At 70.9% G+C, this 23,041-nt stretch carries 18 protein-coding genes and 1 rRNA gene; 11 read left to right on the top strand and 8 right to left on the bottom strand.

The features are described from left to right. A 5S ribosomal RNA gene (rrf, locus tag ACWGI6_RS37015) occupies positions 1-67 on the top strand; the annotation flags it as partial. Positions 68-476: 409 nt separating this feature from the next. Here the strand turns inward: rrf and ACWGI6_RS37010 are convergent. From ACWGI6_RS37010 to ACWGI6_RS36990, 5 genes are read right to left on the bottom strand one after another with little or no spacing between them, the layout of a single operon-like run. After that, positions 477-1,787: a DUF58 domain-containing protein gene (locus ACWGI6_RS37010; protein WP_453271573.1), complete on the bottom strand. Its 1,311-nt coding sequence runs from the start codon at positions 1,785-1,787 to the stop codon at positions 477-479. 9 nt (positions 1,788-1,796) lie between these two features. Then, entirely contained in the window at positions 1,797-2,807 is a 1,011-nt protein-coding gene (locus ACWGI6_RS37005) for an AAA family ATPase (protein WP_453271572.1), read from the bottom strand. Continuing rightward, positions 2,743-3,972, bottom strand: a complete 1,230-nt coding sequence (locus ACWGI6_RS37000) for a DUF4350 domain-containing protein (protein WP_453271571.1) — start codon at positions 3,970-3,972, stop codon at positions 2,743-2,745. Before ACWGI6_RS37000 ends, ACWGI6_RS37005 begins: the two co-directional genes overlap by 65 nt. Beyond that, positions 3,969-4,643, bottom strand: a complete 675-nt coding sequence (locus ACWGI6_RS36995) for a DUF4129 domain-containing protein (RefSeq protein WP_453271570.1) — start codon at positions 4,641-4,643, stop codon at positions 3,969-3,971. Before ACWGI6_RS36995 ends, ACWGI6_RS37000 begins: the two co-directional genes overlap by 4 nt. 22 nt (positions 4,644-4,665) lie before the next feature. Further along, positions 4,666-6,291, bottom strand: a complete 1,626-nt coding sequence (locus ACWGI6_RS36990; protein WP_453271569.1) for a DUF7544 domain-containing protein — start codon at positions 6,289-6,291, stop codon at positions 4,666-4,668. 152 nt (positions 6,292-6,443) lie between these two features. Here ACWGI6_RS36990 and mtnA point away from each other — a divergent pair, with 152 nt between their 5' ends. The 7 genes from mtnA to ACWGI6_RS36955 all read left to right on the top strand — a co-directional run bounded on the left by mtnA (position 6,444) and on the right by ACWGI6_RS36955 (position 15,237). Next, on the top strand, positions 6,444-7,610 hold the full coding sequence (gene mtnA / locus ACWGI6_RS36985; RefSeq protein ID WP_453271568.1) for an S-methyl-5-thioribose-1-phosphate isomerase: 1,167 nt from the start codon (positions 6,444-6,446) through the stop codon (positions 7,608-7,610). After that, entirely contained in the window at positions 7,607-8,284 is a 678-nt protein-coding gene (mtrA, locus tag ACWGI6_RS36980; protein ID WP_042155333.1) for a two-component system response regulator MtrA, read from the top strand. Before mtnA ends, mtrA begins: the two co-directional genes overlap by 4 nt. Positions 8,285-8,348: 64 nt before the next feature. Further along, positions 8,349-10,400 (top strand): MtrAB system histidine kinase MtrB, encoded by a 2,052-nt coding sequence (gene mtrB / locus ACWGI6_RS36975; protein ID WP_453271567.1) that lies wholly within the window; start codon positions 8,349-8,351, stop codon positions 10,398-10,400. Continuing rightward, the gene (locus tag ACWGI6_RS36970) at positions 10,390-12,273 is read left to right on the top strand and encodes an LpqB family beta-propeller domain-containing protein (protein ID WP_453271566.1); all 1,884 of its coding nucleotides are present in this window, start codon (positions 10,390-10,392) and stop codon (positions 12,271-12,273) included. Before mtrB ends, ACWGI6_RS36970 begins: the two co-directional genes overlap by 11 nt. 262 nt (positions 12,274-12,535) lie before the next feature. Next, the gene (locus tag ACWGI6_RS36965; protein WP_453271565.1) at positions 12,536-13,264 is read left to right on the top strand and encodes a ComF family protein; all 729 of its coding nucleotides are present in this window, start codon (positions 12,536-12,538) and stop codon (positions 13,262-13,264) included. 294 nt (positions 13,265-13,558) lie between these two features. Further along, the gene (gene hpf / locus ACWGI6_RS36960; RefSeq protein ID WP_453271575.1) at positions 13,559-14,245 is read left to right on the top strand and encodes a ribosome hibernation-promoting factor, HPF/YfiA family; all 687 of its coding nucleotides are present in this window, start codon (positions 13,559-13,561) and stop codon (positions 14,243-14,245) included. A 230-nt stretch (positions 14,246-14,475) separates the two neighbouring features. Next, the gene (locus ACWGI6_RS36955) at positions 14,476-15,237 is read left to right on the top strand and encodes a response regulator (RefSeq protein ID WP_453271564.1); all 762 of its coding nucleotides are present in this window, start codon (positions 14,476-14,478) and stop codon (positions 15,235-15,237) included. A 112-nt stretch (positions 15,238-15,349) separates the two neighbouring features. On the opposite strand, the gene ACWGI6_RS36950 is transcribed toward ACWGI6_RS36955, so the two are convergent. Beyond that, positions 15,350-16,579 carry a winged helix-turn-helix domain-containing protein gene (locus ACWGI6_RS36950; protein ID WP_453271563.1) on the bottom strand — a complete coding sequence of 410 codons (1,230 nt, stop codon included), beginning with the start codon at positions 16,577-16,579 and terminating at the stop codon, positions 15,350-15,352. A gap of 166 nt (positions 16,580-16,745) precedes the next feature. After that, positions 16,746-17,369 carry a GNAT family N-acetyltransferase gene (locus ACWGI6_RS36945; RefSeq protein WP_453271562.1) on the bottom strand — a complete coding sequence of 208 codons (624 nt, stop codon included), beginning with the start codon at positions 17,367-17,369 and terminating at the stop codon, positions 16,746-16,748. A gap of 253 nt (positions 17,370-17,622) precedes the next feature. On the opposite strand from ACWGI6_RS36945, the gene secA reads away from it, so the two are divergent. Further along, positions 17,623-20,445 (top strand): preprotein translocase subunit SecA, encoded by a 2,823-nt coding sequence (secA, locus tag ACWGI6_RS36940; protein ID WP_453271561.1) that lies wholly within the window; start codon positions 17,623-17,625, stop codon positions 20,443-20,445. Positions 20,446-20,543: 98 nt separating this feature from the next. On the opposite strand, the gene ACWGI6_RS36935 is transcribed toward secA, so the two are convergent. After that, positions 20,544-21,389 (bottom strand): Rv3235 family protein, encoded by an 846-nt coding sequence (locus tag ACWGI6_RS36935; protein WP_453271560.1) that lies wholly within the window; start codon positions 21,387-21,389, stop codon positions 20,544-20,546. A 297-nt stretch (positions 21,390-21,686) separates the two neighbouring features. Here ACWGI6_RS36935 and ACWGI6_RS36930 point away from each other — a divergent pair, with 297 nt between their 5' ends. Together ACWGI6_RS36930 and ACWGI6_RS36925 are read left to right on the top strand one after the other, a co-directional pair. After that, positions 21,687-22,193 (top strand): DUF6912 family protein, encoded by a 507-nt coding sequence (locus tag ACWGI6_RS36930; RefSeq protein ID WP_453271559.1) that lies wholly within the window; start codon positions 21,687-21,689, stop codon positions 22,191-22,193. A 94-nt stretch (positions 22,194-22,287) separates the two neighbouring features. Continuing rightward, positions 22,288-22,950 (top strand): HAD family hydrolase, encoded by a 663-nt coding sequence (locus ACWGI6_RS36925; RefSeq protein WP_453271574.1) that lies wholly within the window; start codon positions 22,288-22,290, stop codon positions 22,948-22,950. Positions 22,951-23,041: the final 91 nt, after the last annotated feature.

Genomic DNA, 23,041 nt, shown 5'->3' with positions numbered 1-23,041 from the left:
AGCTAAGCCTTTCAGCGCCGATGGTACTGCAGGGGGGACCCTGTGGGAGAGTAGGACGCCGCCGAACAATCATTCAGCTCCGGTCCCTGAACCCTTGTGGTTCAGGGACCGGAGCTTTTTTGCGTTTATGGGGTGCCTCGTTTCCCGGGTTTCGGTTCCGGGGGCGGGGCATTTTTGCGTTGGCTGGTGTTGGTGATCTGTAGGTAAGGCGCTGGGACGCCTGGGTGCATGGGGTATGTGATCAGGCGGGTGCGGGCGGGGGAGTGGGAGCGGTTGAAGGAGCTGAGGCTGACGGCCCCGTTCGTCTATCGGGTTGTTTCAGCACCCCCGCGGTGGCATGTCGTTTGAGGTGAGGGCAGCGGTCTAACGGAGATAGCGGCGCCGTCCCGGAGTGCTGCTGTGTAGCCCCGTATCCAGTGGTGTGTGTCTGCCTGGCCGTTCCCATTCGCGAGGGGATGGATGGGGCGCAGGCAGCGTTACAGGCGGCCGGTGGCCTTCAGAGTGAGGTAGGCGTCGGCGAGGTCGGGGGCCAGGTGGGCCGGGGTGGAGTCGATGACGGTGATGCCGTGGTGGCGGAGGCGGTCCGCGGTGCGGCGGCGGGCGGTGTGGGTCTGTTCCGCGGCGGCGGCCTCGTAGACGGCCTGGGGGGTGTGACGGCCGGCGGCCATTTCCTCGATGCGGGGGTCGGCCACGGCCGCGACGATGAGTTCATTGCGTCGGGTGAGGCTGGGGAGGACGGGGAGGAGAGCCTCCTCCACGGGAGCTGCGTCCAGGCCGGTGAAGAGCACGATGAGGGACCGGCGCGGGGTGCGGCGGTGGATAGTGGCGGCCAGGCCCCGGGCATCCGCCTCGACCAGTTCGGATTCGAGGGGGGCCAGGGCGTCGGTCAAGGCCGGGAGGAGATCGCGTGCCGTGCGGCCTTGTACGGAGGCGCGTATGCGGCGGTCGTAAGCGAGCAGGTCCACACGGTCGCCGGCGCGGGCGGCGAGGGCGCCGAGCAGCAGGGCGGCGTCCATGGAGGCGTCGAGGCGGGGAATGTCGCCGACGCGGCCGGCGGAGGTACGGCCGGTCTCCAGGACGAGCAGGATGCGGCGGTCGCGCTCGGGGCGCCAGGTGCGTACCGCGAGGCTCTGCCGGCGGGCGGTGGCGCGCCAGTCGATGGAGCGAGTGTCGTCGCCGGGGGTGTAGTCGCGGAGGCTGTCGAACTCGGTGCCTTCGCCGCGGGTGAGGATGCTGGTGCGGCCGTCGAGTTCGCGGAGCCGGGCGAGCTTGGCGGGGAGGTGCTTGCGGCTGGTGAAGGGCGGCAGGACGCGCAGCGTCCACGGGACGTGCCGGCTCCCTTGCCGGGCTGCCAGGCCGAGCGGGCCGGAGGAGCGGATCGTGACGCGGACCGCGTGATGGTCACCGCGCCGGGTGGGGTGGAGCTTCGTGGTGAGGCGGCGGCGTTCGCCGGCGGGGATGCGCAGGGAGTGGCGGGAGGCGGGGACGTCCGAACCGGGGCGGAAGGAGCTCGGGGGCCAGGCGTCACGGATCCGGGCGCGCAGGGTGCGGCGGCTCGGGTTGGTGACGGTGAGGTGCGAGGAGGCTTCGCCCGTTAGTCGAACGGTTGTGTCACCGGTTCGGGTGATATGGAGCTTTCGCACTGGCGCGGCGAGCGCGAGGTCGCACAAGATGGCTATCAGCAAGGTGAGTTGGACAATGAGGATGCCGAGCCAGCCGGGCAGCGCGAAGCCGACGAGGAGGGCTCCGAGTGCGGAGATGAGGGCGGTGCGTCCGGTGAGGGCCACGGTGTCGTCTCAGCGGGGGACGGGGAGATGAGCGAGTACGGCGTTGATCACGGAGTCTGCGGTGACTCCTTCCATCTCCGCTTCGGGGCGGAGCTGGATGCGATGTCGGAGCGTGGGAAGAGCAAGAGCCTTGACGTCGTCGGGGGTGACATAGTCGCGGCCGGTGAGCCAGGCCCAAGCTCGTGACGTGGAGAGCAGGGCGGTGGCGCCTCGGGGGGAGACGCCGAGAGAGAGCGAGGGGGATTCGCGGGTGGCACGGCAGAGATCGACGATATAACCGGTGACTTCGGGGGAGACGGTGGTCTTGGCGACCGCGGCTCGGGCAGCGTCGAGGTCGGCGGTGGAGGCAACGGGACGCAGTCCTGCGGCGCCGAGGTCACGAGGGCTGAAGCCGGCCGCGTGGCGAGTGAGGATGTCTATCTCGTCGTGGCGGGCGGGCAGCGGCACCGTCAGCTTCAGCAGGAACCGGTCGAGTTGAGCCTCGGGGAGCGGGTACGTGCCCTCGTACTCCACGGGGTTCTGCGTGGCAGCCACCAGGAACGGCTCGGGGAGGGGGCGGGGTGTGCCGTCGACGGTCACCTGCCGCTCTTCCATCGCTTCGAGCAGGGACGCCTGGGTCTTCGGAGGTGTGCGGTTGATCTCGTCGGCGAGCAGGAGGTTGGTGAAGACGGGGCCCGGCTGGAAGGAGAACTCGGCGCTGCGGGCGTCGTAGACCAGTGAGCCGGTGACATCGCTCGGCATCAGATCAGGGGTGAACTGGACGCGTTTGGTGTCGAGTTCGAGAGCGGCCGACAGGGCGCGCACGAGCAGGGTCTTGGCGACGCCGGGGGCGCCTTCGAGGAGCACATGACCGCGGCAGAGGAGTGCGACGACCAGCCCGGTGACGGCGGGGTCCTGGCCTACGACGGCCTTGGCTATCTCGGTGCGCAGGTCCTCTAGGGAGGTTCGGGCGCTGTCAGCGGTCGGGGTGCTCACGGGGGGCGTGCCTCTCTTGGGAAACGATCGAGGATTCGAGTGCATCGAGTTGGTCGGCCAGGTGCACCAAGGCTCTGTCGTCCGCGGGAGCCGGCCCGAAGAGCAGGGCAGGGAGGTCCGCTTCGGCACCGGGAGCGGCGGTCAAGTGGGCGTGGATGGCGGGCAGGAGGACGTCGGCGGTGTGCGCGTGCGCAGAGGACACTCCGATGAGGGGGGCGAGCCGCGTGCGGGTCGCGGAGCGCAGCACTTCGGAGGCCCGGTCGCGGGCGTTGGCCTGCTCGTAGAGACGGGCGTGGCCCTCGGTGGTCTCGGCGGCCGGGACGGTGACGGGGAGCCTTTCCGCAACCAAGGGGCCGAGGCGGCGGGCGCGCCACAGGGCCGCCAATACGGCGGCGAAGGCGAGTTGGAGCAGGGCCCAGCGCCAGCCGGAAGGGACGAGGTCGAGGAAGCCGCGCTGGTTGTCCTGAGCGGACGACGGGTCGCTCACGGAGGGGAGGTACCAGACCAGATGCTTGTGCGCACCGAGGAGTTGAAGAGCCAGCGAGGCGTTGCCGTGCTCGGCGAGGTGGTGGTTGTAGAGGAGATCGCCGGACCCCAGGAGCACGGTGTCGCGGCCGGTGCCGGGGGCCGGCAGGCGCAGCAGGGTGGGCCGGCCGCCGCCGGTGTAACAGCGATCGGCTCCGTCGTCGGCGGTCGCGTAGCGGAGGCCGCCGAGGAGGGCGCTGCCCGCGCGGCGGGCGTCCGGCAGGGAACAGCCGGGCCGGCGTACCGAGGTGCGGAGCGGAGGTTCCATCTGGACGCCGGGCGCGAAGGATTCGAGGGGCGCCGTACCAGGGGCAAGCAGGACGGTGCGACCGGGAGTGTGCGCGGTCGCCGTGTGCAGGCCCGTCAGCTGATCTTCTGTCAGCACGTCCGGGTCGGTGACGAGCAGGGTGGTGTCGGGGCCGGCCGCGGCAGCGGCCTCTTCGGAGGTGGTCACGACCTGGGTGGAGACGCCGTGGGAGGCCAGGAGTTGGGAGAGGGCCCGGCTCCCGGTCCGGTCCGCGGAGCGGGGATCGAGCCGTCCGTGCTGTTCGCCGGACTGCAGGGCCCCGAGGATCACACCGCTGACGACGAGCAGAAGAAGCGCGAGCAGCGGACCGCGGGACCGGGTCCACAGACCGCGAGCGGTGGGAGGGGGCGCGGGGATGTCCGGGGCGGCCGTGGTCATGCGTGGCTCCCGGTCGGGGTGGTGGCCAGGGCGGGCTTGGCATGCTGCAGGTCGGTGTCGAGGCTGGTCAGGAGGGTGTACGCCGCTTCCGTGCCGGGGCGGCCGCCGTATGTGACGTCATCGAAGGTGCGGGCCGCGGTGCGCAGCCGGTCGGCGTACGCGGGAAATGCCCGGCCGGCTTCGTTGGCGGCCTCGTCAGCGGTGCGGCCCGGGCCGGGGGTGAGCAGGGTGCGCTCTTCCAGGGCGAGGACGAGGGCGCGCATGCGGTCCTGGATCGCCTGGTTCCAGTGGCCCTCGGCGGCGTGCCGGTCAGCTGCAGAACGGTGTTCGGCGGCGGTGCGGGGCGTATCGGCGAAGAGCGCGCCGCTCGTGGTCGGAGTGCGGCGCACCGCCCCGAGCCGCAGCCGGAGGGCGACGATCAGCAGCACCACGAACGCGGCGATGGCGAGGAGCCCGATCCAGCCACCCGGTGTGGTGCCGGCGGCCGCGCGGAAGAGTTCGTCGACGCGTGCCCAGAGCCAATCAAGGGCCTGCTGGATCGGGTTGGGGTCGTGCTGGTGGTACCGGGGGTCGGACAGCTCGCGTTCGGCCGCCTCGTGGGCGGGGACGCGGGGAGTCCTCACCGGTATGTCGTCGTCGGAGCGCGCCATGAGTCGTCCGAGCGCGGTCATGTTCCCCCCTCTGGTCACCGCATCAGCTTCCCGGCGCGGCGTCGTCGGGGCGTTGCCCGGGGCCGTCGGAGGGGGTGGTGTCCGTGGTCGTGGCATCCGTGGGCGTGGCGTCGGCCGTGGTTCCCGCCTCGGGGGTGTCTGCGTCGGTGCTTTCCCCCGGGGACCCGTCCTTGTTGAGGACGTCCGGTGTGGAGTCGTCCGGCGTGGAGTCGTCCGCCTCCGCCCCGTACGCAGGAACGTCAGAGGAGGCAGGGCCAGCAGTTGTTGGCGCGTTGTCGGTGGCCGCGTCCGTGGCTTCGGGAGCGGGCGTGGCCGGGTGCGCGGCGGGAGCATCGGCGCCGTAGCCGGGGAGGCCCGCGGCGCGGGCGAGTTCGAGGTCGAGTGCCTCGCGGCGGATGCGCTGATCCACGTACAGCAGCGCGGTGACGCCGGCGGTGATCGGGAAGGTGATGGTGGAGCTGATGACGGCGCCGATGCCCAGCACGATCAGGAACGACCAGCCGGTGGTGTTGCTGGTGCCGTTCGCCCAGTCCATGAGGTTCTCGCCGCCGACGAGGAAGGCGATGATGGTGGCCGGGATCTGGATGATGAACTCGACCATGCCAACCAGGAGATAAGCGAGGAGCTGCACGCCCAGCACACGCCACCAGGAGCCCCGTACGAGCTTCGCGGAGCGGCGCATGGCAGCGATGACGCCCTGCTTCTCCAGCATCAGGGCGGGGGAGGCGAGGCTGAAGCGGACCCCCAGCCAGATGCTCACGACACCGGCGGCCAGACCGCCGATCAGGGTGAGGACCAGGCCCATTTCCAGCGTGCCGGTGGTGGTGAGGATGAGGCCTGGAGCCACGCCGACCGCGACTATCGCCGTGATGAGCAGGGGGAGCAGGACAAGCAGGCCCAGCAGGCGCGGGAGCTGGGTGCGCGCATCGCCCCAGGCTTCCCCGGCGGTCACCGAGCGGCCCAGGACGGCGCGGCTCACGACCATGGTCAGCAGCCCGGTGACGACGATCGCGGCGAGCAGTCCGATCACCGAGGTGATGCCGCTGGCGGCGAGCGAATTGCCCATCTCGTGCAGGGTCTCGCGTAGGGGCGGGACGTTCTCGTCCGACAGGGAAGGCTCGCGGCCGGAGCCCTGGAACCAGAAGCCGGTGACCGCGGTGATGGCGGTCTGTGCGACGACCGCGACGATCAGCGAGATGCCGAGGACCGTGCGCCAGTGGGCGCGCATGGTGGCGACCGCACCGTCGAGAATCTCGCCGACGGCGAGCGGGCGCAGCGGAATGACGCCGGGCTTGGCGGCCTGCGGCCCCGGTGCCCAGGCGCCGCCCCAAGGGGGCTGACTGCCGGGGTGGCCGCCCCAGTTGCCGGAGTTACCGCCCCAGCCGGGACCGCCGGGGCCGGGCGACGAGGCACGGGCGCGGTCGCCGGCTGTGCTCCGGCCACTGCTCCCGTGAGGGCCCCCCTGGCTCGGGATGCCCGTGGGAGCCGACCACTGGCCGGCGGGTGGCTGTTCCTTGGACCAGTTCGGAGGGGACGACTGCTTGCCGGAGTCGGACTGGTCTTCCTGAGGGGGCTGCTCCTGAGTGCCGCGGCCCGGCTCGTCGGAGGGACTGGATCCGGGCGAGGCCCAGCCCGGAGAGTTGTTCATCGTCGCTCCTTCTTGCTGCCCGTCCGCCGGGGCGGCCGGGGTCCGGGGTCCGCGGTGGCAGTCATCGTGTCATGGCCATCGGCGTCGTGTACCGGTGCCTGGAGAGCGAGGGGACCTTCTGCTCGGGGGGCGAGGGGCGGCAGACTGAACGAATGGGCGATCAGTACGAGGTATCCGAGGCGGGCGTCGGGACGCTCGCCATTCCGTCGTTGCGTTGGGAGGAGCCGCCCGAGGGGCCCGTATTGGTCCTCCTTGATCAGACCCGGCTGCCGGTCGAGGAGGTCGAGCTGGTCTGCACGGACGTCCCGGCGCTCGTTCAGGCGATCCGGACGCTGGCCGTGCGCGGGGCGCCGCTGCTGGGTATCGCCGGTGCCTATGGCGTCGCGCTGGCCGCGGCGCGGGGCTTTGACGTGGACGAGGCGGTGGAGGCGCTGGCGCAGGCCCGGCCGACCGCGGTCAATCTGGGCTACGGCGTGCGGCGGGCGGCTGCCGCGTACCGTGCCGCGGCGGCCGACGGGTCCGATGCCCAGGCTGCAGCGGCGCTGGCCGAGGCGCGGGCCGTGCATGCCGAGGACATCGAGGCCAGCGCCCGGATGGCCGAACACGGGCTGGCGCTGCTGGGCGAGCTGCTGCCGGGCGGCGGCCACCGGATTCTCACGCACTGCAATTCGGGCGCGCTGGTGTCCGGGGGCGAGGGCACCGCCCTGGCGGTGGCGCTGGCGGCGCACCGTGCCGGTGAGCTGCGCCGGCTGTGGGTGGACGAGACGCGGCCGCTGTTGCAGGGGGCGCGGCTGACCGCCTACGAGGCGGCGCGGGCGGGTATGGCGTACACGGTGCTCTCGGACGGTGCGGCAGGGTCGCTGTTCGCCGGGGGTGAGGTGGATGCGGTGCTGATCGGGGCGGACCGGATCGCGGCGGACGGGTCGGTGGCCAACAAGGTCGGCAGCTATCCACTGGCGGTTCTGGCGCGGTACCACCACGTTCCGTTCGTGGTGGTGGCCCCGACCAGCACGGTGGATCTGGAGACAAAGGAGGGGTCGGACATCGAGGTGGAGCAGCGGCCGGGCCAGGAAGTGACGGAGTTCTCTTTGCCGTATGCGCAGGGGCCCGGGATGGAGGCGGGCGTCGGCATACCGGTCGCGCCGGTGGGCGCACAGGCCTACAACCCGGCCTTCGACGTCACTCCCGCGGAGCTGGTGACGGCGATCGTCACGGAGGCCGGAGTGGTGTCCCCGGTGACCCCGAACGGGCTGGCAGAGGTGTGTTCCACGTCACGATGGAGTAAGTCACGATCAGGTAATGGGATGATGGCCGAATGAAGGGACGCGTCCTGGTCGTCGACGACGACACCGCACTGGCAGAGATGCTCGGCATCGTGCTGCGCGGCGAAGGTTTTGAACCGTCGTTTGTGTCGGACGGTGACAAGGCCCTTGCGGCCTTCCGCGAGACCAAGCCCGATCTTGTACTGCTCGACCTGATGCTGCCGGGGCGGGACGGTATCGAGGTGTGCCGGCTGATCCGCGCCGAGTCCGGCGTGCCGATCGTCATGCTGACCGCCAAGAGCGACACGGTGGATGTGGTGGTCGGGCTCGAATCGGGCGCGGACGACTACATCGTCAAGCCGTTCAAGCCCAAGGAGCTGGTGGCTCGTATCCGGGCGCGGCTGCGGCGTTCGGAGGAGCCGACGCCGGAGCAGCTGGCGATCGGTGACCTGGTCATCGATGTGGCCGGCCACTCGGTGAAGCGCGACGGGCAGTCGATCGCACTGACCCCGTTGGAGTTCGATCTGCTGGTGGCGCTGGCGCGCAAGCCGTGGCAGGTGTTCACGCGTGAGGTGTTGCTCGAGCAGGTCTGGGGCTACCGGCACGCCGCCGACACCCGGCTGGTCAACGTCCATGTGCAGCGGCTGCGCTCCAAGGTCGAGAAGGACCCTGAGCGGCCGGAGATCGTGGTGACCGTGCGCGGGGTCGGCTACAAGGCCGGGCCCAGCTGAGATGATCCGGGACGGTTCGGCCCCGGAGGGAAAGCGGGGGCGCACCGTCGACCCGGCGGGCGATATGTCCTTTTCCGGGAAGGTGTCCGCCTGGTTGCTGCGCGGCGGGCAGCTGCTGCCCGACGGCGCGGTGAGCGGGCCGGTCCACCCTCTGCTCCGGCTCTTCAGCCGTTGGGTGCGGCGGCCGCTGCTGCCCGCCCTGCGGCTGTGGCGGCGCAACATCCAGCTGCGCGTGGTGGCGACCACGCTGCTGATGTCGCTGGCCGTGGTGCTGCTGCTCGGTGTCGTGGTCGTCGGTCAGGTCCGTAACGGCCTGCTCACGGCCAAGGCGCAGGCCGCGCAGAGTCAAGCCGTGGGCGGCTTCAGCGTTGCCCAGAAGATGGCCGACGGCGCCGACGACACCCGGCCCGATGACACCGCACATACCGGCAACCGCGGTACCCAGGACTCCGCGACCTGGCTGACCGGCCTGGTCGAACAGCTCGCCAGCGGCGGGCAGGGCGTCTTCTCCGTCGTGGCGCTCAGCTCCGACTCCGACGAACCGTTCGGTGACTCCAGCCCCGGTACCCGCGGTCCGCGCGCCTCCGGAGATGTCGATCCCGAGCGGAGCGTGCCCCCCGACCTGCGGCGGAAGCTGGAGACCAAGTCCGGGACGTTCCGCCAGTACACCGAGATCAAGCGCATCGGGTCGGACGACGGCGTGCCGGCGCTGATCATCGGCAAGCGGCTCAACGATATGAACAGCAACCAGTACCAGCTGTACTACCTCTTCCCGTTCAGTCAGGAGGAGGAGTCGCTCAAGCTGGTGACGGGGACGCTGGCGACGGCCGGAGTGTTCGTCGTGATCCTGCTCGGCGCGATCGCCTGGCTGGTGGTGCGGCAGGTCGTCACGCCCGTACGGATGGCCGCGGGGATCTCCGAGCGGCTGGCCGCCGGCCTCCTCCAGGAGCGGATGAAGGTCACCGGCGAGGACGACATCGCCCGTCTGGGCGAGTCCTTCAACAAGATGGCGCAGAACCTCCAGGTCAAAATCCAGCAGCTGGAGGAGCTGTCCCGGATGCAGCGCCGCTTCGTCTCCGACGTCTCGCACGAGCTGCGCACGCCGCTGACGACCGTACGGATGGCGGCCGATGTCATCCACGAGGTGCGGGACGAGTTCGACCCCGCCACCGCGCGCTCCGCCGAGCTGCTGCGCGGCCAGCTCGATCGCTTTGAATCCCTGCTCGCGGAGCTGCTGGAGATCAGCCGGTTCGACGCCGGAGCGGCCGCGCTGGAGGCCGAGCCGATCGATCTGCGCGATGTGGTGCACCGTGTCATCGAGGGTGCCGAACCGCTCGCCGAGCGCAAGGGCACCCGGATAGTGGTGCGCGGCGCCGAGCAGCCCGTCATCGCCGAGGCCGATACCCGCCGGGTGGAGCGCATACTGCGCAATCTCGTCGTCAACGCCGTCGAGCACGGCGAGGGCCGCGACGTGGTGGTGCGGCTGGCGTCCGCGGGCAGCCGGAGCGGCGGTGCGGTGGCCGTCGCGGTGCGTGACTACGGTGTCGGCCTCAAGCCCGGCGAGGCCGCCCGCGTCTTCAACCGTTTCTGGCGTGCGGACCCGGCCCGGGCCCGCACGACCGGCGGTACGGGGCTGGGCCTGTCCATCGCCGTCGAGGACGCCAGGCTGCACGGCGGCTGGCTGCAGGCCTGGGGCGAGCCGGGCGGCGGCTCGCAGTTCCGGCTGACGCTGCCCCGTACGGCCGGCGAGACGCTGCGCGGGTCCCCGATCCCCCTGGAGCCGGAGGACTCGCGGCGCAACCGCGGACTGGACGAGACGGGGCGGCCGCGTGCCGGGGCAGGGCGTAAGGCGTCCACGATCCCCGTGCAGACGCGTGCCGCACAGGCAGGCGATGCGGCAGCCCCTGCCCCGGAGCCGAAGGTGTCCTGGCCGGCGGTCGATCCGACGGCACTGCCCGGCAACGGTGCCCGTGTGGTGCCGCACGGCGGGGGCGTACGGAGCGAAGAGGCGGCGCGCGGCGAGAGCGCGCGCATCGACGAGCCGGTCCGTGAGGGCGGGGCCGAGCAGGAAGCCGAACGGGACGTGGATCGGGAGGGCGGGCTGCGTGGACACTGAGCGCGGAGGCGGACGCGGGGACGGGACCGGGCCCCGTACGCGCGCCCGCCGGGGAGCCGGGCCGGCGCGGAAGTTCCTGCTGCTCGGCTGTGCGGCGGCGCTGCTGGCCGGGTGCGCGTCGATGCCCGACAGCGGGGACGTCACGTCGGTCGACCAGTCGCCGCGCTCCGAAGGCGAGTCGCAGGTGCGGGTCTACGGAGTCCCCCCACAGGACGGTGCGCAGCCGACCAACATCGTGCGCAGCTTCCTCGACGCCACGACCAGCGACGAGGCGGATTTCCGTACGGCCACCCAGTATCTGGCCAAATCGGCGAAGCGGACCTGGCGGCCGTTCCAGGTCACCAATGTGCTCCAGGAGCGTCCGAAGCCCGAGCCGAAGGCGCTGCCCAACCGGGAGGACTCGAACGGCTACACGGTCGCCCTGTCCGGCAGCCAGGTGGCGGCGGTGGACGACAGCCACGCCTACACCCCTGAGGAGAGGCCGTACCGCCAGACGATCCACCTCATCAAGGAGGGCGGACAGTGGCGTATCGACCGGCTGCCCAACGGGCTGGTGCTGGGGCTCTCCGACTTCCAGCGCATCTACCGCTCCGTCAACAAGTACTACTTCGCGTCCTACAACTCCGAGTCGGGGGAGCCGAAGGCGAGCCGGAACGTGCTCGTCGCGGACCCGGTCTATCTGCGGCAGCGGATAAAGCCGATCACGGCCAGTGTGGAGGCGCTGCTGTCCGGGCCCACCGACTGGCTGAACCAGGTGACGACCTCGGCCTTCCCGTCCGGCACCCGGCTTGCCGCGCATGATCTGGCGCTGGACGACTCCAACGCGCTGCGGGTCAAGCTCAGCAAGGACGCGGTGAACACGGACACCACCCAGTGCAAGCAGATGGCGGCCCAGCTCTTCTTCACCGTCCAGGACATGACGCGGGCTTCGAAGATCAGCGAGGTGGAGCTCCAGGACAACAGCGGCAACTCGCTGTGTGCGCTGTCCCAGGAGCAGGCGGAGCGCGACTTCGCGCCGTCCCCGGGCGCCGGGCGCTCCGGTCAGGAGTACTTCATCGACGCCGACCACAAGGTCGTCGGCATGTCGGACTCCGCGACCGAACCGACGCCGGTGCGCGGGCCGTTCGGAACGGGCAAGACCCCGCTGCGCTCGGTCGCCGTCTCGCGCGGCGAGGACACCGCGGCCGGAGTGTCGAGCGACGGCCGGTCCCTGTATGCGGCCGCCATGGAGGACGGCGTCGAGCGCGGCGATCCGCTGCTGACCAGTACGGGTTCGGCCAAGAACCCCGATATGGGGCTGACGGCGCCGAGCTGGGACGGTCTGGGCGATCTGTGGATCGCGGACCGCGACGCGCACGGTTCGCGGCTGCTGCGGCTGCGCGAGGGGAAGGGCGCCCCCGAAAAGGTGGCGGTGCCCGGCCTCGGCGGCCGGCGGATCAAGGCGATCAAGGTGGCCGCGGACGGCATCCGGATCGCGGTCCTGGTGGAGGACAAGGGCCGTACGACACTCCAGCTGGGACGGGTCGAGCGCGACGGAAGTTCGGCGCATCCGCAGCTTTCGGTGCAGGAACTGCGGCCGATCGCACCGCAGTTGGAGGATGTGGTGGCGGCATCCTGGGCGGGCGGCAGCCGGCTGGTGGTCGTCGGGCGGGAGTCCGGCGGAGTCCAGCAGATGCAGTTCATGGAGACCGACGGGTCGGCGTCCAACGCGCAGACCCTGCCCGGCGTCAACGGCGTCATCGCGGTGGCGGCCTCGGAGGACGAGACCAGGCCGTTGATCGCCGATGCCACGGAGGGCATCGTGCGGCTCCCTCCGGACGCGAACTGGAAGACCGTGGCGAAGGACGGGACGGCGCCGGTCTATCCCGGATGATCGGTGACCCGTGATCGGTGACCCGTGATCCGTGACCCGTGATCCGTGACCGGGCGACGCGGATGAGCGGCATCTGCCCGGCGTCGAGGGAGGCGCGGGCCGTCCGGCCCCGGACCGGGGCGTACAGCGGGCCCGGTCTGCCGCGCTGTCCTACCCACAGGCCCGCAGGTCCGCAGGCCCGCAGATCCGCAGATCCGCAGGTCCGCAGCCATGGTTATCCACAGGGGTGGTGGCCGGGCGTCGACGGCGGGACAGTGGAGTCATGCAGGGGGTGTGGCGCGAACTGGCCGGTCTGATGCTGCCCGTCGACTGTGCGGGGTGCGGCCGGCAGCGTACGGAGCTGTGTGCGGAGTGTCGTCGGGTGCTTGCGCGGGACGGGCGCGGGGCGCGGCGGGTGCGCCCGTGGCCGAGTCCGGCCGGGCTGCCCCGGGTGTGGGCCGGGGCGCCCTATGCCGACGAGGTGCGGGCGGTGCTGCTGGCCCACAAGGAGCGGGGCGCCCTGCGGTTGGCCGGGCCGCTGGGAGCGGTGGTGGCCGGGGCTGTGCGAGGGCTGAGACCCGGCGGCGGTCCCCAGCTGCTGGTGCCGGTGCCCTCGGCCCGAAGGGCCGTGGCCGGGCGGGGCCATGATCCGGTGCGCAGGATCGCGCTGGCGGCGGCCGGGGAGCTGCGGCGGGCGGGCAGCGGAGCCCGGGTGCTCGCGGTGGTGCGGCAGCGTCGTGCGGTGGCCGACCAGGCGGGGCTGAGCGCCCGGCAGCGGCTGGTGAATGTTGCTGGTGCACATGAGGTGCCGGGCGCCGCCCGGAGGCTGCTGGCGGGCCGGTCAGCGGTGCTGGTGGACGATCTGGTGACGACGGGGGCCACGCTCGCCGAGGCGGCCCGGGCGGTCGCGGCGGCCGGTGGCCGGGTGGTCGGGGCCGCGGTGGTAGCGGCGCCCCGTAGCGCTTTCGCCGTCGAAGGTGAGGTGATGGAGCCATTACCACGCGGCTTGTAGCTGAGGACGAAAAGTCACCCAAATGGAGCCGAGGGCTCCGAGGGGGTGCCGACATCCGTCCGGGAGAGCTATGTTCGGTTGTGAGGACTTGGCGGGTGTTTTGCCTCGAATGTCGCGATGTATGCGTTCAGGGGCGTTTGCGGCGACCCTGAAAACGGGGGAGTGGAGAGCTTGTCGTCGGGGGAGGAGGAGGTGAAAGTCGCCAAGTCCGAGGCTCCGGCAACCCACCGGAGCCTGGTGCAAGAAGGAATTGCTCCGCTGGATGAGCGGAGCGATCCGGGAACGGAGTTCTGCGTGGACATCGTCGTCAAGGGCCGCAAGACAGAGGTGCCCGAGCGGTTCCGCAAGCACGTGGCCGAGAAGCTGAAGCTGGACAAAGTCCAGAAGCTCGACGCCAAGGTGATCAGCCTGGACGTCGAGGTGTCCAAGGAGCCCAACCCGCGGCAGGCCGACCGTTCCGACCGAGTGGAGATCACCCTCCATTCCCGTGGCCCGGTGGTCCGGGCCGAGGCCGCCGCAGCCGATCCGTACGCCGCACTGGATCTGGCCACCGCGAAGCTCGAGGCGCGTCTGCGGAAGCAGCATGACAAGCGTTACTCGCGTCGCGGCAACGGCCGCATCCCGGCGAGCGAAGTCGCAGGCAGCGTGCCTGACGCCGCGAGCCTGAACCCCAACGGCGAACTGGCCGCCGATGCCGGCCAGACGGTGCCGACCACGAAGATGGGGTGCATCGACGTCCAAGGTGAAGGACCCCTGGTCGTCCGCGAGAAGACCCACTCGGCCGTCCCGATGATGCTCGACCAGGCGCTCAACGAGATGGAGTTGGTCGGGCACGACTTCTACCTCTTCGTCGACGCCGACACCAAGCTGCCGAGTGTCGTCTACCGGCGGCATGCCTACGACTACGGAGTCATTCACTTGAACCCCGACCTGTTCGGGGGAGAGGAGCCCGGCGGCGCAGGCGGCGCGCTGGGCGGCTGAACCCCACCCGCTCGGTGCCCCCGGCGTACGCCGGGGGCACCATCGTGCCCGGAGGAGGCAGGAGTTGAAGCCGTATAGTGTTTGTGCCAGCCAGGGAGTATGTGGGCACGAAACGGCGACATGCCGGGGAGACGGTCGTATGGCATTGATCGGGCTGGCAGGGGGCTGTTGTCAACCAGCCTTATTTCCAAGCTCTGGCCTCACGGCCGAGTAGTTGACGGGGAGGACCAATGGGGGACAGTTTCGGGCCCGTGCGCGAAGCCGCGGACGACGACCACAGCGGTGGCGGGGGTGACGACGGGGCCGGCCGGGCCGTAAGCGTGCCGCGCAAGGAGCCGATCCGGGTCCTTGTCGTGGACGACCACGCGCTTTTCCGGCGGGGTCTGGAGATCGTTCTGGCCCAGGAAGAGGACATCCAGGTCGTCGGCGAGGCGGGGGACGGCGCGGAGGCGGTCGACAAGGCCGCGGATCTGCTGCCCGACATCGTGCTGATGGACGTACGGATGCCCAAGCGCGGCGGTATCGAGGCGTGCACCTCCATCAAGGAGGTGGCCCCCAGCGCCAAGATCATCATGCTGACGATCAGCGACGAAGAGGCCGACCTCTACGACGCGATCAAGGCCGGCGCCACCGGCTACCTCCTCAAGGAGATCTCCACCGACGAGGTGGCGACCGCGATCCGCGCCGTGGCGGACGGCCAGTCGCAGATCAGCCCGTCGATGGCCTCCAAGCTCCTGACGGAGTTCAAGTCGATGATCCAGCGTACGGATGAGCGCAGGCTGGTGCCCGCGCCCCGGCTCACCGACCGTGAGCTGGAGGTCCTCAAGCTGGTCGCCACGGGCATGAACAACCGCGATATCGCCAAGGAACTCTTCATCTCCGAGAACACGGTGAAGAACCACGTCCGCAACATCCTGGAGAAGCTGCAGCTGCACTCCCGGATGGAAGCGGTGGTGTACGCGATGCGGGAGAAGATCCTCGAGATCCGGTGAGCGGCTCGGCCGTGGTCGCCAGCGGCCCGGTGAACGACCCGGCCGGTGAAGTCCCGGTGCGCCGGGTGACCGGGGGCCGGGCGATCCCCCGGAGCCGTCGACCGGTGGCCGCCTACTGGTCGCTCGTGCGGGTGAGTTCTGAGCGCAGGGCCGTGGCCAGCTTCTGGTCGTCGCAGCGCTCCACGCGTACGGCATCGCAGCCGACCCAGGTCGCGGCTTCCCGAAGCGCCTGAGCCATCGGGGCGACGGCCCGGGAGCCCTGCATCGAGACCTGGCGGGCGACGAGGGTGGTGCCCTCGCGGGCCGGGTCCACCCGGCCGACCAGCTGACCGCCGGCCAGCAGCGGCATCGCGAAATACCCGTGGATCCGCCTGGGGCGCGGGACATACGCCTCCAGCCGGTGCGTGAAGCCGAAGATCCGCTCCGTGCGTGGCCGGTCCCAGATCAGGGAGTCGAAGGGCGAGAGCAGGGTGGTGCGGTGCCGGCCGCGGGGTGGGGCGGCCAGCGCGGCGGGGTCGGCCCAGGCGCGCTTTCCCCAGCCCTCGACCTCGACCGGGACCAGTCCGGAGTCCGCGATCACGGCATCGACCTGCTCGGCCTTCAGACGGTGGTAGTCCGCCAGGTCGGCGCGGGTGGCCACACCCATGGCGGCCCCGGCCTGCGCGACCAGACGGCGCAGGCACTCGGCGTCGGTCAGATCGTCGTGGAGCAGAGCGTCCGGCACGGCGCGCTCGGCGAGGTCGTACACACGCTTCCAGGCGCGGCGTTCCGTACAGACCACCTCGCCGGTGTCCAGCAGCCACTCCACCGCGATCTTGGTCTCGGACCAGTCCCACCACTCCCCGCCGTTCCGCCCGCCGCCCAGCTCCGAGGTGGTCAGCGGCCCGTCGGCCTTCAGACGCTCCAGGACGGCGGCACAGGAGCGCTCGGAGTCCTCCATGACGTGCCAGCGGTGGCCCTTGGCGCGCCGGGCGCGACGGCGGAAGGCGAAGTGCGGCCACTCCTCGATGGGCAGGATGCAGGCGGCGTGCGACCAGTATTCGAAGCTGTGGGGTCGTGCCGCGGGCACGCCGGAAGGGGCCGTGGTCCAGTAGGCGGCCTCGACGGCGGTGCGGCCGACGGCGCCGAGCCGGGCGTACGGCACCAGCTCATGGGAGCGGGCCAGCACCGAGATCGTGTCCAGCTGCACCGCACCCAGATGCCGCAGCACCCCGCGGACACCCGCCCGGCGGTCGGGGGCACCGAGCAGCCCCTGGGCCCGTAGCGCCATGCGCCGGGCATCGTCGCGGGGCAGGGCGGCCACAGGCTGTGGCAGGGGCGGTGGCTGCGTCACGGCGGTCATGCGGCACAGCGTAGGGGCGGGCACTGACAACGGACCCGGGCACGGGAATTGCTGCTGGTGGCGACGGTGCCCGGCCCCGCCGGAGCGGGCACCGTCATGGGCGTGGCGGGCTGCGTGGGCCGCTCCCCGCAGCGGTCGGCCGGCGCAGGACAGATACAGCCGGTGTTCAGCCGGGGTAGGGCAGATACGGCGTCGCGTCCGGGCGGTGAGTGCCGGTGGAACCGGATGGTGCGGGCTCCCGGGGCAGGTCGGACGGGAGCAGGGAGCCGATCCAGACGTCCCGGCGGGTGCCCTCGTGGATCCCCTTGGCGCGCAGGGTGCCCTCCATATGGAAGCCGAGCTTGCGGGCCACCGCCCGGGAGCCTTCGTTTCCGGCCTCCGCGAGCCACTCCATGCGCTCCACCCCCAGGTCACGGAAGGCCCAGCGCACCACGGCGCGGGCCGCCTCGACGGTGTAGCCCCGGCCGCGGTGCTCCTTGGCGGTCCAGTAGCCCAGCTCGGCCTGCCGCTCGGGGGTGTGCAGCCGCGCGAGGCGTACCAGGCCCAGCGCACCCACCAGGGAGCCGTCCGCCCGGGAGACGACGGCGAAGTTGTACGTGGTGTCGTCGCGCCAGCCCTCGGGGACGACCGTGCCGACGAAATGCTCCGCATCCTCGACGCCGTAAGGTGAGGGGACGCTCGTCCAGCGCGGAATATCGGGCTCCTGGCACGCGGTATGCACCGCGGGCGCATCGGAGGGCTCGAAGGGACGCAGGACAAGGCGCTCGGTGGCGAGGGTGACGGGCTTCATGGCGTGAGTCTGCAAGGTTGCGGAAAGCATGGCGAAAGGTTTTCCGCGGTGATTCCCGGCGCCTGTCCGGCACCTTCTCGCGGCGTCGAGCGTTCACGCTGAGGAGGGGACAGCGGGGTTCGCTGCGGCGGACCTCCCGGCCCGGCAGCGTCCTCCTTTACGATGGCCGTTGCGGCGGGGCCTGCCCCCTTGGAAAGATGCCGCGCCCGCGCACTCGACCGTGCAGGCCCAACCGGCAAGGAGACCAGCCCAAGTGTCCGTCTTGACGAAGATCATGCGTGCAGGCGAAGGAAAGATCCTGCGCAAACTGCACCGCATCGCGGGCCAGGTCAACTCCATCGAGGAGGATTTCGCAGCTCTCTCCGACGCTGAGCTGCGGGCGCTCACGGATGAGTACAAAGAGCGCTACGCCGACGGCGAGAGCCTCGATGACCTGCTGCCCGAGGCGTTCGCCACGGTCCGTGAGGCCGCCCGGCGGGTGCTCGGCCAGCGCCCCTACGACGTCCAGCTGATGGGCGGCGCGGCCCTTCACATGGGGTACGTCGCCGAGATGAAGACCGGTGAGGGCAAGACCCTGGTCGGCACCCTCCCGACGTACCTCAACGCGCTGTCCGGCAAGGGCGTCCACCTGATCACGGTGAACGACTACCTGGCCGAGCGCGACTCCGAGATGATGGGCCGCGTCCACAAGTTCCTGGGCCTGACGGTCGGTTGCATCCTCGCCGACATGACGCCGGCCCAGCGCCGCGAGCAGTACAACTGTGACATCACGTACGGCACGAACAACGAGTTCGGCTTCGACTACCTGCGTGACAACATGGCCTGGTCGCAGGACGAACTCGTCCAGCGGGGCCATAACTTCGCCGTCGTCGACGAGGTCGACTCGATCCTCGTCGACGAGGCCCGTACGCCGCTGATCATCTCCGGCCCCGCGGACTCGGCCACCAAGTGGTACGGCGACTTCGCCAAGTTGGTGCGCCGTCTGAAGAGGGGCGAGACCGCCAACCCGCAGCGCGGTATCGAGGAGACCGGCGACTACGACGTCGACGAGAAGAAGCGCACCGTCGGCATCCACGAGTCCGGTGTCAGCAAGGTCGAGGACTGGCTGGGTATCGACAACCTGTACGAGTCGGTGAACACCCCCCTCGTCGGGTACCTCAACAACGCGATCAAGGCCAAGGAGCTCTTCAAGAACGACAAGGACTATGTCGTCATCGACGGCGAAGTCATGATCGTTGACGAGCACACCGGCCGTATCCTCGCCGGCCGGCGCTACAACGAGGGCATGCACCAGGCCATCGAGGCGAAGGAAGGGGTGGAGATCAAGGACGAGAACCAGACGCTCGCCACGATCACCCTGCAGAACTTCTTCCGCCTCTACGACAAGCTCTCCGGCATGACCGGTACGGCCATGACCGAGGCCGCCGAGTTCCACCAGATCTACAAGCTCGGCGTCGTCCCGATCCCGACGAACCGCCCGATGGTCCGTATGGACCAGGCGGACCTGATCTACCGCACGGAGACCGCGAAGTTCGACGCGGTCGTCGAGGACATCGTCGAGAAGCACGGGAAGGGCCAGCCGATCCTGGTCGGCACCACCTCGGTCGAGAAGTCCGAGTACCTCTCCCAGCAGCTCAACAAGCGCGGTGTCGCCCATGAGGTGCTCAACGCCAAGCAGCACGACCGTGAGGCGCCGATCATCGCGCAGGCCGGCCGCAAGGGCGCCGTGACGGTCGCCACGAACATGGCAGGACGTGGTACGGACATCAAGCTCGGCGGCAACCCCGACGACCTGGCCGAGGCGGAGCTGCGCCAGCGCGGCCTGGACCCGGTCGAGCACGTCGAGGAGTGGGCGGCCGCGCTGCCCGCCGCCCTGGAGCGCGCCGAGGCCGCGGTCATGGCGGAGTTCGAGGAGGTCAAGGAGCTCGGCGGGCTCTACGTCCTGGGCACCGAGCGGCATGAGTCGCGCCGGATCGACAACCAGCTGCGCGGTCGTTCCGGCCGCCAGGGCGACCCCGGCGAGTCGCGGTTCTACCTGTCCCTGGGCGACGACCTGATGCGGCTGTTCAAGGCGCAGATGGTCGAGCGGGTCATGGCGATGGCCAATGTGCCCGACGATGTGCCGATCGAGAACAAGATGGTGACCCGGGCGATCGCCTCCGCCCAGTCGCAGGTCGAGCAGCAGAACTTCGAGACGCGGAAGAACGTCCTGAAGTACGACGAGGTGCTCAACCGCCAGCGTGAGGTCATCTACGGCGAGCGCCGTCGCGTCCTGGAGGGCGAGGATCTGCAGGACCAGATCAAGCACTTCATGGAGGACACCATCGACGCCTACATCCAGGCGGAGACGGTCGAGGGCTTCGCCGAGGAGTGGGACCTGGACCGGCTGTGGGGCGCGTTCAAGCAGCTCTACCCGGTCAAGGTGACGGTCGAGGAGCTGGAGGAGGAGGCCGGCGACCGCGCGGGCATCACCGCCGAGTTCATCGGCGACGCGATCAAGGACGACATCCACGAGCAGTACGCCGCCCGTGAGGAGCAGCTCGGCTCGGACATCATGCGGGAGCTGGAGCGCCGGGTCGTGCTGTCCGTCCTGGACCGCAAGTGGCGTGAGCACCTCTACGAGATGGACTACCTCCAGGAGGGCATCGGCCTGCGGGCGATGGCCCAGAAGGACCCGCTGGTCGAGTACCAGCGCGAGGGCTTCGACATGTTCACCGCGATGATGGAGGGCATCAAGGAGGAGTCCGTCGGCTACCTGTTCAACCTGGAGGTCCAGGTCGAGCAGCAGGTCGAGGAGGTCCCGGTGCAGGAAGCGGCCGAGCCGACCTCGCTCGACAAGGACGTGGTGCCCGCCGGCGCGGGTCGCCCGGAGATCCACGCCAAGGGCCTGGAGGCGCCGCAGCGGCCGGACCGGCTGCACTTCTCCGCTCCCAAGGTGGACGGCGACGGCAGCGTCGTCGAGGGCGACTTCATCAGCGACGAGGAGGCCGGCCCGGCCCGTTCCGAGGCGGACGGTCTGACCCGTGCCGAGCGGCGCAAGGCCCAGAAGAGCGCCGGGCGTCGCCGTAAGAAGTGAGCAGTGAGCGGTGAGGCGGCCCGGGTACGGACTGCACGGGCCGCGTAGCGAGGGGCGCCCCGGCCGGAGAACGGCCGGGGCGCCTTTGCGCCGGCAGGTCACGAGACCGGGCCCCGGCCGGCCGGGACCGGGCCGATGTCGAGGGCGGCGCAGCGCCACCGGGAATCGGCGCCCAGCTCCAGCCGGAAGGCCAGGGCCCGCAGCCGTCCGTCCGCCGCGATCCGGGCAAAGGCCTCGATGACGCCGCGGCGCGGCCGGCACAGTCCGCAGTCGCGCACGGTGGGGGCGGTTCCGCGCCGGCCGGTGACCGTGACCGGCCGCAGCGGCGCCTGCGGGGCGAGCTCCGCCAGCCGGTCGTACGCGGCGGGCAGCGCATGCCCCAGCAGGGCGTGTACGGGGCGCTGCCCGCTGAGCGCGAGCACCAGCTGATGGGCGAACCAGTGATGCGGCCGGCTCTCGTGCGCCCGGCGCTGCGCCCCGACGGTCGGCAGGGGGACACCGGCCGCGTTGACGGGTGTGGCCGGGGTGGCGGTGCCGGGCGGTCGGCCGGCGGCGGTCCGCGCTGCGGGGCGAGCGGGGCGTGCGGCGGTACGGGTGGGGCCCCGACCGGCGGAGCCGGGGCCGCGACCTCCCGGACCGGTGCCCCGGCCGGACGGGCCGGGGCCGCTCCCGGCGGGGCCGAGGGGGCGGCGGCCGGCGGGGGAGCGACGGGGCCGGGGGACGGTGGGGGCCGTTCCCGGTGTGCCGGTGGGGCGCGTACCGGGGCCGTGGTCGTCCGCGGTGGCGGCGGACGGAGCGGGGGCGGTGGGTCGCTCGGTGCGCTCGTCGGCGTCGGGTGTGGGGGTGCGCGTGCCGTGCTCGCCGGCGGCGTGTGTGGTGGGTTGTGTGGTGCGCCCGATGGCGGCGGGTGTGGTGTGCGCCGTGGCGCTGTGCGTGCCGGTCATGCTGGTGATCGCCCCCGTGGTGCCGGGCCCGTGAATTACTGGGCGGTAGCTTTCTTGGTGGGGAACTTCGTATCGGCGCGATCGGGGCGGCAGCAAGGCGCGAGCGGGGCGGGACGAAGGGTGCGAAGAGTTCACCCGTCCGTGTCGCGGGCTTGGGGTGAGGCCTTGGGAGCGGGGTGGGGGACGGGCTCCGGGCGGGTGGCACGGGGGGTGCGGGGGCGGCACGATGGGGGACTCGCGCCCGTATGCTGGCTGGACAATCTTCGGAGTCGAGCGAATCGAGCGGAAGCGGCTGCCATGCGCGTCTATGTCCCCCTGACCCTTTCCGGTCTCGCAGAGGCGCACAAGAACGGTGAGCTGGGCTCCGGCTCCTTGGACGCGTACGCCGTCACGCCCGCGCTGCGCGAGTGGTACGTCTCGGACGACATCGAGGAGCTGGAGTACGCCGCGCTGAACCGTGCCGCGCAGGCCTCGCTGCGGCAGCTGGCCGGGCACCCGGACGTCGCGCGGCGGCGGGTGGTGGTGGCCGTGGACGTGGCGGACGGCGCGGCGGTGGCGGATCCGGACCGGGGGCTCGACCAGTCGGCGCTGGGCGAGGTCCGTCTCGCCGGGCCGGTGCCGTTGTCGAAGGCCGCGGCGGTGCATGTGGATGCCGCGGACGCGGAGGCGGACATCGCGGCGGCCGCGGCGGCACTCGGTGCGGCGGACCAGGGCGATGACGATGCGCAGTTCACGGTGGACGGCGCGGAGGACCACGATCTGATGTGGTTCGGAGTGCAGGAGATCCCGCATCTGATCGGGTGAGGGGCGGGTTGTCCGCGGATCCGGTGGCGTTGTCAGTGGCTGCGGGTATTTTTTCTTCATGGGGAAGCGCACGGGGAACGACGTGGGGGACCACATGGGGAAGCACGCGACACACATCGTCTGGGACTGGAACGGCACCCTGTTCCATGACATCGACGCCGTCATCGGGGCGACGAACTCCGCCTTCGCGGAGATCGGCCTGGAGCCGATCACCCTGGAGACGTACCGGGACCTGTACTGCGTCCCCGTGCCGCGGTTCTACGAGCGGCTGATGGGACGGCTGCCGACGGACGCCGAGTGGCTGGTGATGGACGAGGCGTTCCACCGCCACTACAGCACGCATCGCTTGGGCTGTGAGCTCGCCGAGGGCGTGGATCTGCTCCTTGAGGGGTGGCAGGCGGCCGGACGCAGCCAGTCGATCCTGAGCATGTACGGGCACGACGAGCTGCTGCCGATCGTGCGCGACTTCGGGATCGAGTCGCGGTTCGTACGGGTGGAGGGCAGGACCGGGCCGTCCGGAGGCACCAAGAGCGCGCACATGGTGCGGCATCTGGCGGCGATGGAGAGCGTGGATCCGGGGCGGACGGTCGTGATCGGGGACGCCGTGGACGACGCCCTGGCCGCGCGGGACGCCGGCGCGTATGCGGTGCTCTACACGGGCGGATCGCACAGCCGGGGGAGCCTGGAGGCCGCCGGGGTGTCGGTGGTGGACACGCTCGCCCAGGCGGTCGAGCTGGCGGGCGACATAGCCCTCTAGGTGTGCTGTCCGGAGAGGTTGGTGACGCGGCTGGCTGGGGTGTGGCCGCTGATTCCGGTGTGGGGTCGGTGGTAGTTGTACCAGTCCAGCC

The sequence above is a fragment of the Streptomyces sp. NPDC054786 genome (assembly GCF_053611685.1).
Note: the sequence above shows the minus strand (reverse complement) of the source record. Positions and strands in the feature narration are given on the sequence as shown.